The following is a 15,048-nucleotide window of genomic DNA, read 5'->3' as shown; positions in this document are numbered from 1 at the left end:
TTTAAAAAGTGACAGCCACGCGCCAGTTAACGCTGATGTGGTCCGGTCCGAGCCAGTCGGGATAGTGCAGTGGCGTGCCGGCAGAAATCTGGCTGGCGAACCCGCGTCCGGCGCTGCCGAGGCCCGCCGACGCCCCCCACACTGTGCCGCTGGCATAGCGGTCGAGGCGGTCTTTTTCCAGCCAGCCGCCGTCCAGCGCCACGGTGGCGCTGATTTGCCCGAGTACCGGCAGGGTGAAGAGGGCGTAATTCAGTTCGTTGCGCCAGTAACCGCCGTTGTCGCCGGAGATATACTGCTCCTTAAAACCGCGTACCGAGCTTTCGCCACCGAGCGTCAGGCGCTCGCTGCCGTAGAGCCGGTCCGGCGACCACTGCCCGTACAGGCTGGTGAGCCACAGCAGGTCATTCGTGAGCGGGCGCTGGAAACTGGCGCTCAGGCTCCATTTGCGAAACTGCGCGCGCGGCACATCGCCGGTTTTGTCTTCGTCCGTTTCGGCGTTGAACCACGGCGTGCCGTGGCTGTAGGCCGGGTTAAAGGTCGCCACCCCGCCGAGGATTTTCTGCGTGTGGCTGACGCCCAGCTGCAGGCTGGAGAGGTTGCGGGTGCTGCTGGTCAGCGGCGCGTCGTTCAGCCAGTTGCGCGATGAGCGCTGCGTGATACCGGCACTGAGCGCGGTTTTGATGTCGCCGTTGCGGAACACCACGCGGGAAAGGTTCAGGCGGTGGGTTTTCGTGTCACCGGTTGACATCCACGGGTAGCCCATATTGATGAGGGTGGTGCGGTAGTTACTCCAGGCGTAGCTGTAGTCCAGCAGGCTGTAGCCCCAGGGGACGCTGACCCCGGCCTGGAAACTCTGCGCGTCATAGCCGGTGGCGAAATCACTGCTGCGCCCGCCGCTGACAAACCATTTATCCGCCACGCCCAGCAGGTTATTTCCGCCAAGCGAGCCGTTTAACTGATTTTCACCGGTGCTTTTCTGCCCGCTGTTATCCAGCGACACGCTGGCGCTTAACGGAAATTCCGGCGTGGCGGTTAAATTCACCGTGGAATAACCGGGTTCGCTGTCCGGCACTATTTCAATCTGCACGGGATTACTGCGCAGGCGGTTAATCTGCTCCATGCCCTGTTCAATATCCCGCAGGTTAAGGACTTTTCCTTCCAGCCCCGGAAACACCATCTTCAGCATACGCGGGGAGTCGCCGTCGAGGCGGATATGGCGTAATTTCCCCTCCAGCACCACAATGCGTAATTCCCCCTGCGATAAATCCTGCTCCGTGAGAAAGGCCCGGCTGGTAATATAGCCCCGGCTGATATACCAGTCAGAAATGGCGGCGGTGAGTTCCGTTATTTTCGCCATATTCAGGCACCGGTTCTGCCAGGGGGCAGTCAGTTTCTGCTGCGCCTTTGCGCTGATAAGGGTGACGCCGGAAAGGGTGATGGTGTGAATGGCAAAGCAGGGGCCGCCGGGCTGAGAGGCAGGCAGGCTCTGGCCTGCGCGCGGCAGCGAGGTGCTGCGTTCCAGTTCGTCGCGCAGTTGCTGGTTCTGCAGCAGCAACTGCTCCTGCTGCTGACGCACGGCGTCACGATCGGCCGGAGATAAAGGCGCGGCCTGTGCCGTCGCCGCAAATAATAAAAATAAGACCAGATAACGCACGCGACCATCCATGAGAAAAAACATCCTGACCCAATAAATAAATTTGGGTTAAGTGGTTATTAATTATTAGTTTTGAGTATATTCCTATGGAACAAATTACAAAGCAATATGTAGCCAGGCAAAATGGCTATTTCTCATAAAAATTTAGGATTAATTCAAGATATATCCTCATGGATATAATCGATGTGAATAATTAGGGCGTTGCACAAGGCAATAAAAAAGCCTCCGGATGGAGGCCTTAACAAATTTATTACCTGACGCTAGCGTTTACGGACATCCGGAATAATTAAATCCCCGCGCACCCGGTACGAACCCAGCACGCTTTGGGTTTTCTCATTCAGCCAGGCAACGATTTTCGCGGCCATCGCATCCATCGAATATTCAATGGCAGGGATCGTTGGAATACCCGGTAAATGCAGCGAACCGGCAAGGCTAAACACCATAATGTCGCCAGGCACGGTTTTATTAAACGCCTGCAACTGGGGAATAACCCGCTGCGCTTCCTGCTCGTCTGCTACCAGCAAGGCATTGAAATTCAACGTCGTTGCGTTATTAAGCAGCACCTGAAGCGCCACCGATGAAGAGGTATCATCCATAAACACCAGGTTGCGGTTAAACGGCAGGAAATTGTTTTCCAGCGCCAGCTTATAACCCAATAACACCTGATCGGCTGCGGCGCTGTTGGGGTGAATCAGTGCAATTTGTCGACGTCCCTGGCTAATCAGATAATTACAGGCGGTTTCCGCTGCAAACGCGTGATCGAACTGGATGCTGTTCGGCGTGGTCGTCGCGGATTCCACACAATCCACCAGAATGACATTTTCATCGTCGATATGGAGCGGGAAGCGCGCGCCGATAACCAACACATCGTCACACAGCCCGCAGGTCAGCTCATCGAGGGCGCTCATCACTTCCGCCTTGCTATTGGCGAAGCGTAACAGCAAATGTTTCTGGCTCTGGCTTAAATGTTTTTCCAGTGCGTAGAGGTAGGCAGTGGTTTGGTTGATATTGTCCTGGGCGCAAATAACACCGATGCAGCCTGTCGACTGGCTGAGCAAGGACTGCGCGATAACGTTGGGCCGGTAGTTCAGCTCATCAACCGCTTTCAGTACCGCGAGGCGACTGGCTTCCTTAACGCCGCGCGAACCACTCAACACCCGTGAGACTGTGGCTTTGGACACCCCAGCTAAACGTGATACATCGTTGATTGTAGACATCTTTCTCCCCAGACAGGCGCATTACAGCACCTGCAAATTCCAATTACAGCAACGACTAAAATCTAACCGTTCGCAGTATAACGGTTTCCGTTTTTGATGGAAACCGATTTTCCGTTTTGTCATTTTTGTTCTCAATTCATCATCCAAATCTGTGATGAAAATCCAATAACACAGCCTTGCAACCATTAGATATTGACAGCAATCACACTTCTATCCCGAAGAAATGGAAACCGGTTTCCGTATGATGTCCAATCACCTCCGCAATAACTATTTACATTTCGAGGATGAATGACGATGTACAGGATTATGTTGTGTTGCTCAGCCGGGATGTCCACCAGCCTGCTGGTGAGGAAGATGCTGGAAGCAGCGAAGGAACGCGAATTACCGGTGGAGATTGACGCGTACGGCGTGGCGGAATTTGACACGCAGTTTCCGCGTTATCAGGTTGTGCTTCTCGGACCACAAGTAAAATACATGTTAAAAACGCTGTCAGAAAAGGCCGCCGCTCAGGGCATTCCGGTACAACCCATCGACCCGATGGATTACGGCATGCAACGTGGCGAAAAGGTGCTGGACTATGCTCTGTCGCTGATTGAAGCGGCACATTAACAAGGTGTTCTTATGAGTTCCTTATATCAATCAATGATTACGGTTATCGAGCAAACCATTACGCCGCTGGCCGGTCGTCTTGGGCAGCAAAAATATGTTATCGCTATCCGCGACGGTTTTACCGCCGCACTGCCGTTTATGATCATCGGCTCGTTTATGCTGGTGTTTATCTTCCCACCGTTCTCCGCCGACACCACCGTCGGTTTCGCCCGCGCCTGGCTCGATTTCTCCACCGAGTATCGCGCGCAACTGATGCTGCCGTTTAACCTCAGCATGGGGGTAATGACGTTCTTTATCTCCGTCGGTATCGGCGCCAGCCTCGGTCGCCAGTTTAATCTCGACCCGGTGATGACCGGCCTGCTGGCATTTATGGCGTTTTTGCTGGTGGCAGCACCCTATGCAGACGGCAAAATCTCCACCCAGTACCTTTCCGGACAGGGGATTTTTACCGCGCTGCTGACCGCGATTTACTCCGCTCGCGTCTATGCCTGGCTGAAACAGCACAACATCACCATTCGCCTGCCGAAAGAGGTGCCGACCGGCGTTGCCCGCTCGTTTGAAATTCTCATTCCGGTACTGGTGATCATTGGGACGCTGCACCCGCTGAACCTGTTTATTGAAGCGCAAACCGGCATGATCCTGCCGCAGGCGATTATGCACCTGCTGGAGCCGCTGGTGTCTGCATCCGACTCTCTGCCCGCGATTCTGCTGTCTGTGCTGCTGTGCCAAATCTTCTGGTTCGCCGGGATCCACGGTTCACTGATTGTGACCGGCATCATGAACCCGTTCTGGATGGCAAACCTCTCCGCCAACCAGGCTGCACTGGCTGCGGGTGCTGCATTGCCGCACGTTTATCTACAAGGGTTTTGGGATCACTACCTGCTGATTGGCGGCGTCGGTTCCACGCTTCCGCTGGCCTTCCTGCTGCTGCGCAGCCGCGTCGCACATCTGCGTACTATCGGCAAAATGGGCGTGGTGCCGAGCTTCTTCAACATCAACGAACCGATCCTGTTTGGTGCGCCAATCATCATGAACCCGATGCTGTTTATCCCGTTCGTCTGCGTGCCGCTGGTTAACGCCGTACTGGCCTGGACCGCCACCAAAATGGGCTTGCTGGCGCAGGTGGTTTCGCTAACGCCGTGGACAACGCCTGCGCCGATTGGTGCGTCATGGGCTGCAAACTGGGCCTTAAGCCCGGTGGTGATGTGCCTGATTTGTATGGTGATGTCTGCGCTGATGTACCTGCCGTTCCTGCGCGCTTACGAGCGTTCGTTGATGAAAACAGAGGAACAAAAAGCGCAAAACACTGCGCCGATGACGGAAACCGTCCGCAGTAACTAAGCCGTAATGCATAAGCAGTAATGAAAAGGAGTCGGTAATGAAATACGTATTTCCCGCAAACTTCTGGTGGGGCAGCGCGTGTTCCGCACTGCAAACCGAAGGGGAAAGCCAGCAAGGCGGGAAAAGCGCCACCACTTGGGATGCCTGGCACGCCCGGGAACCCTGGCGCTTTCACCAGCAGATTGGGCCGCAGGAGACGTCCACGTTTTACCGCCACTGGCGGCAGGATGTCGCGCTGTTAAAGCAGCTCAATCACAACAGTTTTCGTACGTCTCTCAGCTGGGCGCGCCTGATCCCGGACGGAACCGGCGAGGTGAATCCGCAGGCGGTGGAATTTTACAACGCGGTGATCGACGAACTGCTGGCGCAGGGCATTACGCCGTTTATTACGCTGTTTCACTTCGATATGCCGATGGTGATGCAGGAAAAAGGCGGCTGGGAAAACCGGGAAGTGGTGCAGGCATTCAGCCGCTACGCGCAAATCTGTTTTGAGCTGTTCGGCGACCGGGTTCAGCACTGGTTTACCTTTAACGAACCCATCGTGCCTGTAGAAGGCGGGTATTTGTACGATTTCCATTACCCAAACGTGGTGGATTTCAAACGTGCCGCCACGGTGGCGTACCACACGGTTTTGGCCCATGCCAGCACAGTACGCGCGTTTCGCGCCGGGCATTATTCCGGTGAAATTGGCATTGTACTGAACCTGACGCCGTCGTATCCCCGTTCGCAGCATCCGGCGGATCTGCAAGCGGCGCACTATGCAGACTTGTTGTTCAACCGCAGTTTTCTCGACCCGGTACTGCGTGGCGAGTATCCCGCTGACCTGGTGGCGCTGCTGAAAGAGTACGATCAGCTCCCCGCCTGCCAGCCGGAGGATATCTCGCTCATTGCAGAAGGGAAAATCGATCTGCTCGGCATCAACTATTACCAGCCGCGGCGGGTAAAGTGCCGGGACAGCGCGGTCAATCCCGCATCGCCGTTTATGCCAGAGTGGTTGTTTGATTATTACGAAATGCCAGGCCGCAAAATGAACCCGTATCGCGGGTGGGAAATTTATGAACCCGGTATTTACGATATTATTACCAACCTGCGCGTAAATTATGGCAACCCACGCTGTTTTATTTCTGAAAACGGTATGGGGGTCGAGAATGAACAGCGTTTTATTGAAAACGGGCAAATTAACGACAGTTATCGTATTACCTTTATTCGTGATCATCTGACCTGGTTACATAAAGGTATTAGCGAAGGCTGTAATTGCCTCGGTTATCATATGTGGACATTTATTGATAACTGGTCATGGTGTAATGCCTATAAAAACCGTTACGGTTTTGTGCAGTTAGATTTAGAAACCCAGCAACGTACCATTAAGAAAAGCGGAGAGTGGTTCGCCGCAACCGCTTCTCAAAATGGTTTTAATCAGGATTAAATTATGATGGTCGCACTTGAAGAAGCGGTAATGGAGATTATCGTCAACGCCGGACAGTCGCGCAGCCTGTGCTTTGAAGCGCTGCGTGCGGCAAGGGAAGGCAACATGGAAGAGGCGCGCAATCTGCTGCGCGAAGCCGACGGTTATTCCCGTCAGGCGCATCAGATGCAAACAAAATTAATTGAACAGGATGCCGGTGAAGCCCGACAGCCCATGACATTAATTATGGTGCATGCCCAGGATCATTTAATGACCTCGCTGCTGGCGCGTGAATTATCGGAGGAAATAATCCAGCTCTATCAACGTTAATAAATGGAGAATTGATTACGGTAAATCTTAATTATTCTGTACCCGAGTTACTAAAATAAAGCATTTTGTTTTGATGATGGCAATATTTTCTGTCCACTGAGGAACGGAAGGTTATTGTCTGAGAACAACTTACTACATTGAGATAACCATGAGAATAAATAAAAAACTTCCAGTGGCGCTGGCGGTTGCGGCTACCCTTTGCTCTGGATCCGTCTTCGCACAAGAATTTACCCAAGAGCAAATAGACGCCATCGTCGCCAAAGCGGTGGATAAAGCACTGGCGGACCGTCAGGCCAAAATGGACGCCGCCATTAATAAAAAAGCGGATGTGATTGTCGAACCGCAAAGTACGGCGCAAACGCCGGATATGGCCATTCCCTACGGCGTGAAATTCAGCGGCTACGCCCGTTATGGCGCACATTTCCAGACCGGCGATCAGAAATATGTCGGTGTCGACGGCTCCTATAATGGCGCGTCGGCCATTGGTCGTCTGGGTAACGAAGGCAACGGCGGTGAATTCCAGCTCTCGAAAGCGTTTAAAAGCGGTAACGGCGCGATCTGGGACGTCAACGTGATGTTTGATCACTGGGGCGACGAAGTTAACCTGAAAAAAGCCTATGCCGGCGTCACCAACCTGCTGGCCTCCAACCCGAATGCGTACTTCTGGGCCGGGCGTGACTTCCACCAGCGTCCGCAACAGGGGATCAACGACTACTTCTGGATGAACCACGATGGCCAGGGCGCCGGGGTGAAAAACTTCGATATTGGCGGCGTGCAGTTTGATGTGGCCGCCGTCGGCGCGGTCGAATCCTGTAGCCCGGAAGTGCTGGAAGATGAAGCCAACCCGTCGCGCATAACCTGTACCGGTAGTTCGAACGTCGGTGATAAAGGCAACTATGCCGTCACCTCAAAAATTCACGGTATGAAGGTCGGGCCGCTCGATCTGGAGATTTACGCCAACTACGGTTTCGACTCAAAAGCGATTGAAAGCGAAGATCGTCTGAAAGCCTGGCAGGGCGGCGTGGTGCTCAGCCACACCAACGATCACGGGGTAAATAAAGTGATCGCCCGCTACTCCGATAACGCCGACAACAGCGTCTTCAATAAAACCGACGATCTGAAAGCGATTTACGCCAGCTTTGAGGGCAGCTACAAGTTCTCCCGGCAGACGCAAGTGGACTACTTGCTGGCGTTCCATGACTACGATAACAGCGCCAATAAAGCGGATAACCGCCGCAACTATGGCGTGATTGTGCGCCCAATGCACTGGTGGAACGATGTGCACTCCACCTGGCTGGAAGCGGGTTATCAGCGCGTCGATTATGACGATGGCGGCGATAACCACGGCTGGAAAGTCACCCTCTCGCAGAATATCTCTATCGCGATGGGGCCTGAGTTCCGCCCGATGCTGCGCTTCTATGTGACCGGCGGCGAAGTGGATAACAAACGCACCGCACGCGTCAACGGCACGACCGACACCACGCTCGATTCCTTTAACGTCGGCGCGATGTGGGAAGCCTGGTTCTGATGTAAAAACCGGAGGCGGTCCCCCTCAGCCGCCTCCGGTTAAACTCTGTACATGTGTTATGATGCGCGCCTTATTAATAAGCAATCAGCATGACAGAGTTGGGTTAGACGATGGGTTCCACGAAAAAAGGGATGCTTTGTGTACTGGCGGCCGCCGTGTTATGGGGCAGTTCCGGGGTGTGTGCGCAGTACATTATGGAGAAGAGTCATATTTCGTCGCCGTGGTTAACCATGACGCGACTGCTGTTCACCGGCGTGATTTTGTTGACGCTTTCGTTTGTGCACGGCGACAAGATTTTCGCGATCCTCAAAAGCCGCAAAGACACCTTCAGTTTGCTGTTTTTCTCGCTGTTTGGCGCACTGATTGTGCAACTCACCTTTTTACTGACCATCGAAAAATCCAACGCCGCCACCGCGACGGTGCTGCAATTTTTATCGCCGACCATTATCGTGGCGTGGTTTGCGCTGGCGCGTAAAGCCCGGCCAACCCTGCCGGTGGCATCCGCCATTTTTACCTCGCTGCTCGGCACCTTCCTGCTGGTGACGCATGGCAATCTGACGTCGCTCTCTATTTCTCCGGACGCGCTGCTGTGGGGGATTGTTTCGGCATTTTCCGCCGCGTTCTATACCACCTATCCCGCAGCGCTTATCGCCCGTTACGGCACGCTACCGATTGTCGGCTGGAGTATGTTGCTGGCAGGGCTGATGCTGACGCCGTTCTTTGGCGGGCAGGGGAGTGATTTTGTCGTCGATGGCCGCCTGTTGATGGCGTTTTTCTACCTGGTGGTGATCGGCACGGCGCTCACCTTCAGCCTTTACCTGAAAGGCGCACAGCTCATTGGCGGCTCGAAAGCCAGTATTCTCAGTTGCGCCGAACCGCTGAGCAGCGCCCTGCTCTCGGTGGTCTTGTTGGGGGTGGCGTTTTCCCTGCCAGACTGGCTGGGCACGCTGTTGATTGTCTCATCGGTGATGCTCATTTCGCTCGATTCCCGCCGCAAAGTGCGGGTCGCCGCCTGATAGCACAAGGCCTGATAGCGCGTCGCTTATCAGGCCTGCACGCATTCTACGTTACGCTCTAACCTTCACTTTTGCCGCCACCAACAGTGCAGTCAGTAACATCAGGCTGCCGGAGAGCACCAGCGGCGACAGCAACCCATAGTGATCCAGCGCGAAGCCACCAATCGCCGCGCCGCAGGTATTGGCAAGCTGGATCACCGCCACCTGAATGGAACCGGCTTTCTCCGCCTGATCGGCCAGCGAACGGGTGATCCACGTTGACCAGCCAACCGGCACCAGCGCAAAACCCAGTCCCCAGATAATGGCGATGCCGGCGGCGACAACTTTATCGGAACCCCAGAAGATCAACACCAGCGCGCTTACCGCCAGCGTGAGCGGTGCCAGCGCCAGCGCCATTTTCACCGAGCGCTTCATCACCATCGGCGAGATCGAGGTGCCAACAAAACTGGCAATACCAAAGCTCAGCAACACCAGCGTCAGCCCATCCACATCAAACCCGGCCAGGTTCATGTACACCGGGCGAATATAGGTAAAGAAGGAGAACTGCCCGGCGAAGACCATAAAGATCGCCAGCATCCCCGCCGCCACGCCAGGGCGTTTGAGCAGGCCGAACATGTTCTGGTGATGCTCGGTTTTACCCGGCAACGACGGCAGCGCCAGCCATACCCAGGCGATACAGGCAAACCCCATCAGCGCGGCGGCATTGAACACATTGCGCCAGCCAATAATACCGCCCAGGAAGCTGCCAAGCGGCGCGGCGATCACCAGTGCAATAGACACCGCGCCAAAAATCACTGACAGCGCTTTCGGGATGGTACGAGCCGGTACCAGCCGCATGGTCAGCGAGGCCGACATCGCCCAGAAACCGCCTAACGCAAGCCCAAGGCAGGCGCGTCCTGCCAGCAGCAGCGTAAAGCTATTGGCAAAAGAGACCAGCAGGCAGGAAAGAGTTAACAACACGGCAAAGGCCAGCACCACATACCGCCGGTCCATCGCGCGGATCACGTTGGTAATAAACAGGCTGGCGAACATGGCAACAAAGGCGGTTACGGTCACGGTTTGCCCGGCAACCCCTTCAGAAACGCCGAGATCCAGCGCCATTGGCGTGAGCAGGCTGACCGGTAAAAATTCCACCGTGATCAGACACGCCACACAAAACGCCACGGCGAAAACGGCGGACCAGTTGGGGCGAATTACCGCATCCGTTGGAGATTGCGTCACAGATTGCTCAGTCATGTATCACCCGCTTAGTTTTTATTCGTGAAAGTCGCGCAGTGTAACATTCATAATCTGTGACGCAATTAACAATTTGACAACTTTTTACCCGGCGTCGGTTGACCCTCACCCCGGCCCTCTCCCTGGAAGGGAGAGGGGGAAAACGAGCACATATATCCCCCTCGTCCCTACGGGGAGAGGCTTAGGATGAAGGTGGAATTACGCAGTACGCGCGTGACGCGCGGCGGTCGCCAGGCCGACTATCCACTCCTGGTGCGCGTTGATCATCGGGTTCGGCACGGTGCTGGCAAGCTGTTGCGCTGGTACGCCGCGTTGCGACTCCTGCGTCAGGATGCGGACACGGCCACCGGGTAAATCCTCAAACAGCCAGGCGTGGATCACGTCCAGCCGTGAGCTGGCGTCACCTTCCACCCAACCATACCAGGCAATGCGCGCGGCCTGGCCTTCCGCAGGCGGCACATATTCACTCACCTGCGCCTCCACCGGGAAACCGAACGTAGTAAAACGAAAACGGGCGTTGGCGCTTAACAGCGGGCCGCTACCGTCATGGAAACGGATATCCTGCGCATTGCTGTAATAGGTCGGCCACCGGGTGGTGTCGTTGAGTTGCGCCCAAATCTCCTGCGCCGTTAACCCCGCGACAATGATTTCGTTGGAGGCAAAGTTATCGGTGGTGCCCGGCAGGTAGTCTTGCGGCCAGATTATCGCGCTTTGGGTCAGTGATTGCGTCATGGTGTACCTCGTCAGTAATTAACGAGGGTCACTATGCGTAGCGCGGTGTTATAAATCTAATGGTTATCTTTGATAAACGTTATAACGCAACGTGATATCAGTGCAGCCAGTGCACCCCGTCTTCGGGAATAAACAACGCGTTATAGCGCATCTGGAAATTGTTCAGTTCGGCGTTATCCGGCTCCAGCTCACGTAAAAACCCGAGCGCCAGGCGTACCTGCGCATCTGTGATCGGTGCCGCCAGCCGCCCTTTTTGCATCAGCCGATGCCAGTACTGCAAGTTTTGCTCGCTACTGTCGACAATGCACACCTGCCAGATCAGCAACACCTGCGCCGCATTTTGCAGATGGGCCTCGTCCGGGCGCGCCAGATACGCCAGATATTCAGCCCCTGCGGTTTTGCCCATCTGGTCGATCATCGATTCGACCGGCACAGGCTGGAGCGTAAGTCGGTCGGTGAGACGGCGTATCGCACGGCGGGAATCGGAGGTTAATACCCTGAAACCAATCACAAAAACAACCACCAGCGTTGCCAGCATCAACCAAATCATAACCGCTCCCGGGGCAGAAAAGAGGCTCATCATACGGGTAAAACACAGGCTACGGACAGTCGTAAATGCGATAATCTTTGTTATCGCCTGAGCGGATTATCATCATGAATAACGATATCAGAAACCTCGATCTCAACCTGCTTAAAACCCTTGATGCACTGCTGGATGAGCGAAACGTCACGCGCGCGGCGGCGCGTCTTTCGTTAACCCAACCAGCGGTGAGCGGCATGCTGACGCGACTGCGTGACTACTTTGCCGACCCGCTGTTTATTCGCGCGCCGCATGGCATGGTGCCAACGGTTCGCGCGCAAGCGCTGGCGGCCCCGGTCAAACGCATCCTCGCAGAGATTGACCTGCTGCTGAAGCCTGTCGCATTCGACCCGCAGGTGGCCACACTCACCTGGACGCTGGCCGCCACGGACTACGCGCTCAAAGTGGTGATCGTGCCCTTTATTGCAGCGTTAAAAAAACAGGCGCCGGGGATCCGCGTACGCGTGGAGCCGGTCGAGCCCCGGCAACTGGTGAGCCAGCTGGAACGCGGCGAGATTGATGTGGCGTTAATGACGCCCTACAGCACACCACCAGAGCTACACAGCCGGGCGCTGTTTGATGAGCGTTTTGTCTGCATGATGCGCGCCGACCACCCGGATGCCGCGCAGGAGAGTTTATCGCTGGACAGATTCTGTGCGCTGGAACATGCGCTGGTCTCGTGGGATGGCGACCGCTTTCGCGGCGTGGCGGATGAGGCACTGGCGGCGCAGGGCAGAACGCGGCGCGTGGGCGTGTCGGTGGGCAACTTTCTGATCCTGCCGGACATACTGGCAGCCAGCGATATGGTGGCGGTTGTGCCACAGCGGCTCGCCAGTCTGACCAGGGGCATGCGCACGCTGGAGACGCCGTTACCGGTGCCCGGTTTTACGAAAACCATGACCTGGCACGAACGCACTCACCGCGATCCGGCGCATCAGTGGTTGCGTAACGTGCTGCTGGAAACCAGTCAGGGCTAACGCGCCCGGTTCACGGGCGCGTCAACAGGGTGTTACTCAATCCCGGTCATGACGTGGAACTGCCGCGTTTCCCCTGGCGCCAGCGTCAGCAAGCTGCCGTTGCGTTGCGCCGCAAGGAATCCTTCCGGGCGACAGGTGGCGGGCAGGGCAAAGGCCGCCACCTGCTGGTCGCCGTTGTAAAGGATCCAGCGGGTGGCATAGTTAAACTCGCGGCTGGAAAAACGCGTCAGATACGTCACGCCATCCGGGCCGTGCATCCGGAAGGTCGGCGCATCGGTGTAACGGTCGAGCCGATCGGCGAAAAAGACGATTTCTGGATCGTAAAACTCCGGTTGCGTCAGTGCAGTCAGCGTTGCTTCACCCTGTTGCAAGCGGCGGTTAAAAGCCAGCCACTGTTCAGTGGGTTTCACATGTGCTGGCACCGACTCGCGCAGCGTTAATGCGTCCTCCGGCAGGTTCTGACTGAACGTGGCCTGCGGCACATAGGCGTAATTCATATGGCACATGTACTGGAGCGGCATCGGCGCAGACGCCAGATTAGTCACCGCCATCTCAATAGCAAACAGCGCGCTATTGCTGCGCAGCACCACCGACGGCTGTGCCAGATAGTGATCGCCAAATCCCATCACATACTCATAGCGCCCGCTCAGGCGCAGCGTGTCACCTTCCAGCTCCAGCCAGGCCTCGTCCATCGATGCGCACGCCATTTCACCGTGCAGGGCGTGCGTATCTTCCGGTGACGGGCAGCCGTTCGCCAGCAGCCCGGAGTGGAACGCAAAGCAGCCGTAGGTTTCCACAATCTGCTGTGCCGGTTTCGGTTGGCTGAACATGTTACGCATGGTCAGGGATCGTTCATCGAAATACGCATCCCAGATCATCTGCCCCAGCCAGGGCAACACCAGCAGATGACCGCGGGCATTCTCCATTTTCAGCGCTTCAATGCCGCCCGGATAGCGAAACGCGCTGACGGTAAAATCACTGTTTTCCAGAATGATGCGCGGCTGCGCAGTAAATAACTCACGCCAGAGCGCCAGACGTGTGGTCATCATCATCTCCTTAAGAAGCCGTCGCTTCGGTCAGTTCACGGCGCACTTTACTCTCACGCCAGAAATAAACGCCGACGTAGACAAAGCACAGCATAGAAACCAGGAACGAGAGCTGTAGCGAGTGGAACATATCCGCCACGTATCCCTGCACCGCAGGCACCACGGCTGCGCCGACAATTGCCATCACAATCACCGCGCCCGCCATTTCAGTATGTTCGTTATCCACCGTATCCAGCGTACCAGCATAGATGGTCGCCCAGCAGGGTCCGAACAGCACGCTGACCGCCACCGCCACATACACCGCACTGAAGCTCGGTGCCAGCGCAACATAGGCAAGGAACAGCGCGCCCACGATCGCATACATAATCAGGACTTTCGCCGGGTTAAAACGCGTCATCAAAATGTTGGCGACAAACTTGCCAATAAAGAAGCAGGCGAAGCTGTACACCATAAAGTTCGAGGCATCGCGCTCGTTGATATCCCCCAGTTCCAGCGCCAGACGAATGGTGAATGACCAGACGGCAACCTGCATCCCCACATACAGAAACTGCGCGAGGATCCCGCGACGAAAGCGGCCATTGGTTGCCAGATAACGCAGCGTGTCCAGCGCCGACGGGCGTTTGTGCGTGGCGGTCTGCGCCACTTTGCACGCCGGGAAGCGGGTGAACATAAACAGCGCCATCACCACGATCAGCACCATAATCATGTACTTATACGGTTCGAGAGTGTTTTCCAGCATCAGTACTTTAAAGTGATGGATCTGCTCCGGCGTCATGCCTGCCATCTGTTTTTGCAGGCTATCGCCGTCGGAAAATACCAAATATTTCCCCAGCAAAATGCCGGATGCCGCACCAATCGGGTAGAAGGTCTGGCTGATGTTCAGACGCAACGTGGCCTGCGCTTTTGGCCCCAGCATCGAACTGTAAGTATTGGCGGCGGTTTCAAGAAAACTCAGACCAATGGCAATGGCGAAAATGGCCGCCAGAAACATGGTGTAGGTCGCCATATGCGAAGCAGGAAAGAAGAGCGTGCAACCCACAATGTACAGCGTCAGGCCGATTAAAATCGCCATCTTATAACTGCTGTTTTTGATAACCAGCGAGGCCGGAATGGCAATTAAGAAATAACCGCCATAAAATGCGCTCTGTACTAGTGCTGAAGCAAAATTACTTAATGAAAAAACACTTTTAAACTGCGTAATTAATATGTCATTTAATGCAGCGGCGCATCCCCATAACGGGAATAAACAGGATAACAGAATAAACTGGAACAACGGCGTTTTATTCAGATAGCCATCGGGCATCTGAACGATATTTTTTTCGTTCATAGTGCTACCTTTAATTTTGCAGGGTACCGGCCTGGGTTATTACAGGCTGC

At 55.3% G+C, this 15,048-nt stretch carries 14 protein-coding genes; 7 read left to right on the top strand and 7 right to left on the bottom strand.

Annotated elements, in window-relative coordinates; genetic code table 11:
• Position 1: 1 nt before the first annotated feature.
• Both ACQ3G7_RS20875 and ACQ3G7_RS20870 read right to left on the bottom strand, forming a co-directional pair.
• Positions 2-1,666: a ShlB/FhaC/HecB family hemolysin secretion/activation protein gene (locus ACQ3G7_RS20875; RefSeq protein WP_430891806.1), complete on the bottom strand. Its 1,665-nt coding sequence runs from the start codon at positions 1,664-1,666 to the stop codon at positions 2-4.
• A gap of 248 nt (positions 1,667-1,914) precedes the next feature.
• On the bottom strand, positions 1,915-2,871 hold the full coding sequence (locus tag ACQ3G7_RS20870; RefSeq protein WP_061492433.1) for a LacI family DNA-binding transcriptional regulator: 957 nt from the start codon (positions 2,869-2,871) through the stop codon (positions 1,915-1,917).
• 294 nt (positions 2,872-3,165) lie between these two features.
• On the opposite strand from ACQ3G7_RS20870, the gene ACQ3G7_RS20865 reads away from it, so the two are divergent.
• From ACQ3G7_RS20865 to ACQ3G7_RS20840, 6 genes are all read left to right on the top strand, one after another.
• Positions 3,166-3,480: a PTS sugar transporter subunit IIB gene (locus ACQ3G7_RS20865; protein ID WP_061492432.1), complete on the top strand. Its 315-nt coding sequence runs from the start codon at positions 3,166-3,168 to the stop codon at positions 3,478-3,480.
• 12 nt (positions 3,481-3,492) lie between these two features.
• Positions 3,493-4,821: a PTS sugar transporter subunit IIC gene (locus tag ACQ3G7_RS20860; RefSeq protein WP_263098714.1), complete on the top strand. Its 1,329-nt coding sequence runs from the start codon at positions 3,493-3,495 to the stop codon at positions 4,819-4,821.
• A gap of 37 nt (positions 4,822-4,858) precedes the next feature.
• Positions 4,859-6,247: a glycoside hydrolase family 1 protein gene (locus ACQ3G7_RS20855; RefSeq protein ID WP_430891803.1), complete on the top strand. Its 1,389-nt coding sequence runs from the start codon at positions 4,859-4,861 to the stop codon at positions 6,245-6,247.
• A 6-nt stretch (positions 6,248-6,253) separates the two neighbouring features.
• Positions 6,254-6,556 (top strand): PTS lactose/cellobiose transporter subunit IIA, encoded by a 303-nt coding sequence (locus ACQ3G7_RS20850; RefSeq protein ID WP_170933823.1) that lies wholly within the window; start codon positions 6,254-6,256, stop codon positions 6,554-6,556.
• 148 nt (positions 6,557-6,704) lie between these two features.
• Complete coding sequence (locus tag ACQ3G7_RS20845; RefSeq protein ID WP_430891801.1) at positions 6,705-8,084, top strand: carbohydrate porin; 1,380 nt, start codon at positions 6,705-6,707, stop codon at positions 8,082-8,084.
• A gap of 110 nt (positions 8,085-8,194) precedes the next feature.
• The gene (locus ACQ3G7_RS20840) at positions 8,195-9,100 is read left to right on the top strand and encodes an EamA family transporter (protein ID WP_430891799.1); all 906 of its coding nucleotides are present in this window, start codon (positions 8,195-8,197) and stop codon (positions 9,098-9,100) included.
• A gap of 51 nt (positions 9,101-9,151) precedes the next feature.
• Here ACQ3G7_RS20840 and nepI read toward each other — a convergent pair whose 3' ends face one another.
• The 3 genes from nepI to ACQ3G7_RS20825 form a co-directional block, all read right to left on the bottom strand.
• Positions 9,152-10,336, bottom strand: coding sequence for a purine ribonucleoside efflux pump NepI (gene nepI / locus ACQ3G7_RS20835; protein ID WP_430891797.1), 1,185 nt, complete (start codon positions 10,334-10,336; stop codon positions 9,152-9,154).
• A gap of 198 nt (positions 10,337-10,534) precedes the next feature.
• A complete protein-coding gene (locus tag ACQ3G7_RS20830; RefSeq protein ID WP_430891795.1) occupies positions 10,535-11,068 on the bottom strand; it encodes an SRPBCC family protein in 534 nt (177 codons plus the stop codon).
• Positions 11,069-11,165: 97 nt separating this feature from the next.
• Positions 11,166-11,618, bottom strand: coding sequence for a DUF1198 domain-containing protein (locus ACQ3G7_RS20825; RefSeq protein ID WP_263098707.1), 453 nt, complete (start codon positions 11,616-11,618; stop codon positions 11,166-11,168).
• Between the two features lie 104 nt (positions 11,619-11,722).
• Here ACQ3G7_RS20825 and ACQ3G7_RS20820 point away from each other — a divergent pair, with 104 nt between their 5' ends.
• On the top strand, positions 11,723-12,625 hold the full coding sequence (locus ACQ3G7_RS20820) for a LysR family transcriptional regulator (RefSeq protein ID WP_430891793.1): 903 nt from the start codon (positions 11,723-11,725) through the stop codon (positions 12,623-12,625).
• A 32-nt stretch (positions 12,626-12,657) separates the two neighbouring features.
• Here the strand turns inward: ACQ3G7_RS20820 and ACQ3G7_RS20815 are convergent, their stop codons facing one another.
• Complete coding sequence (locus ACQ3G7_RS20815; protein WP_430891791.1) at positions 12,658-13,671, bottom strand: aldose 1-epimerase family protein; 1,014 nt, start codon at positions 13,669-13,671, stop codon at positions 12,658-12,660.
• 10 nt (positions 13,672-13,681) lie between these two features.
• Entirely contained in the window at positions 13,682-14,998 is a 1,317-nt protein-coding gene (gene fucP, locus ACQ3G7_RS20810) for an L-fucose:H+ symporter permease (protein ID WP_430891789.1), read from the bottom strand.
• Positions 14,999-15,048: the final 50 nt, after the last annotated feature.

The sequence above is a fragment of the Kosakonia sp. N21 genome (genome assembly GCF_050587465.1).
GTDB lineage: Bacteria > Pseudomonadota > Gammaproteobacteria > Enterobacterales > Enterobacteriaceae.
The sequence above is the reverse complement of the archived record's forward strand: the minus strand, read 5'-3'. Positions and strand labels throughout refer to the sequence as shown.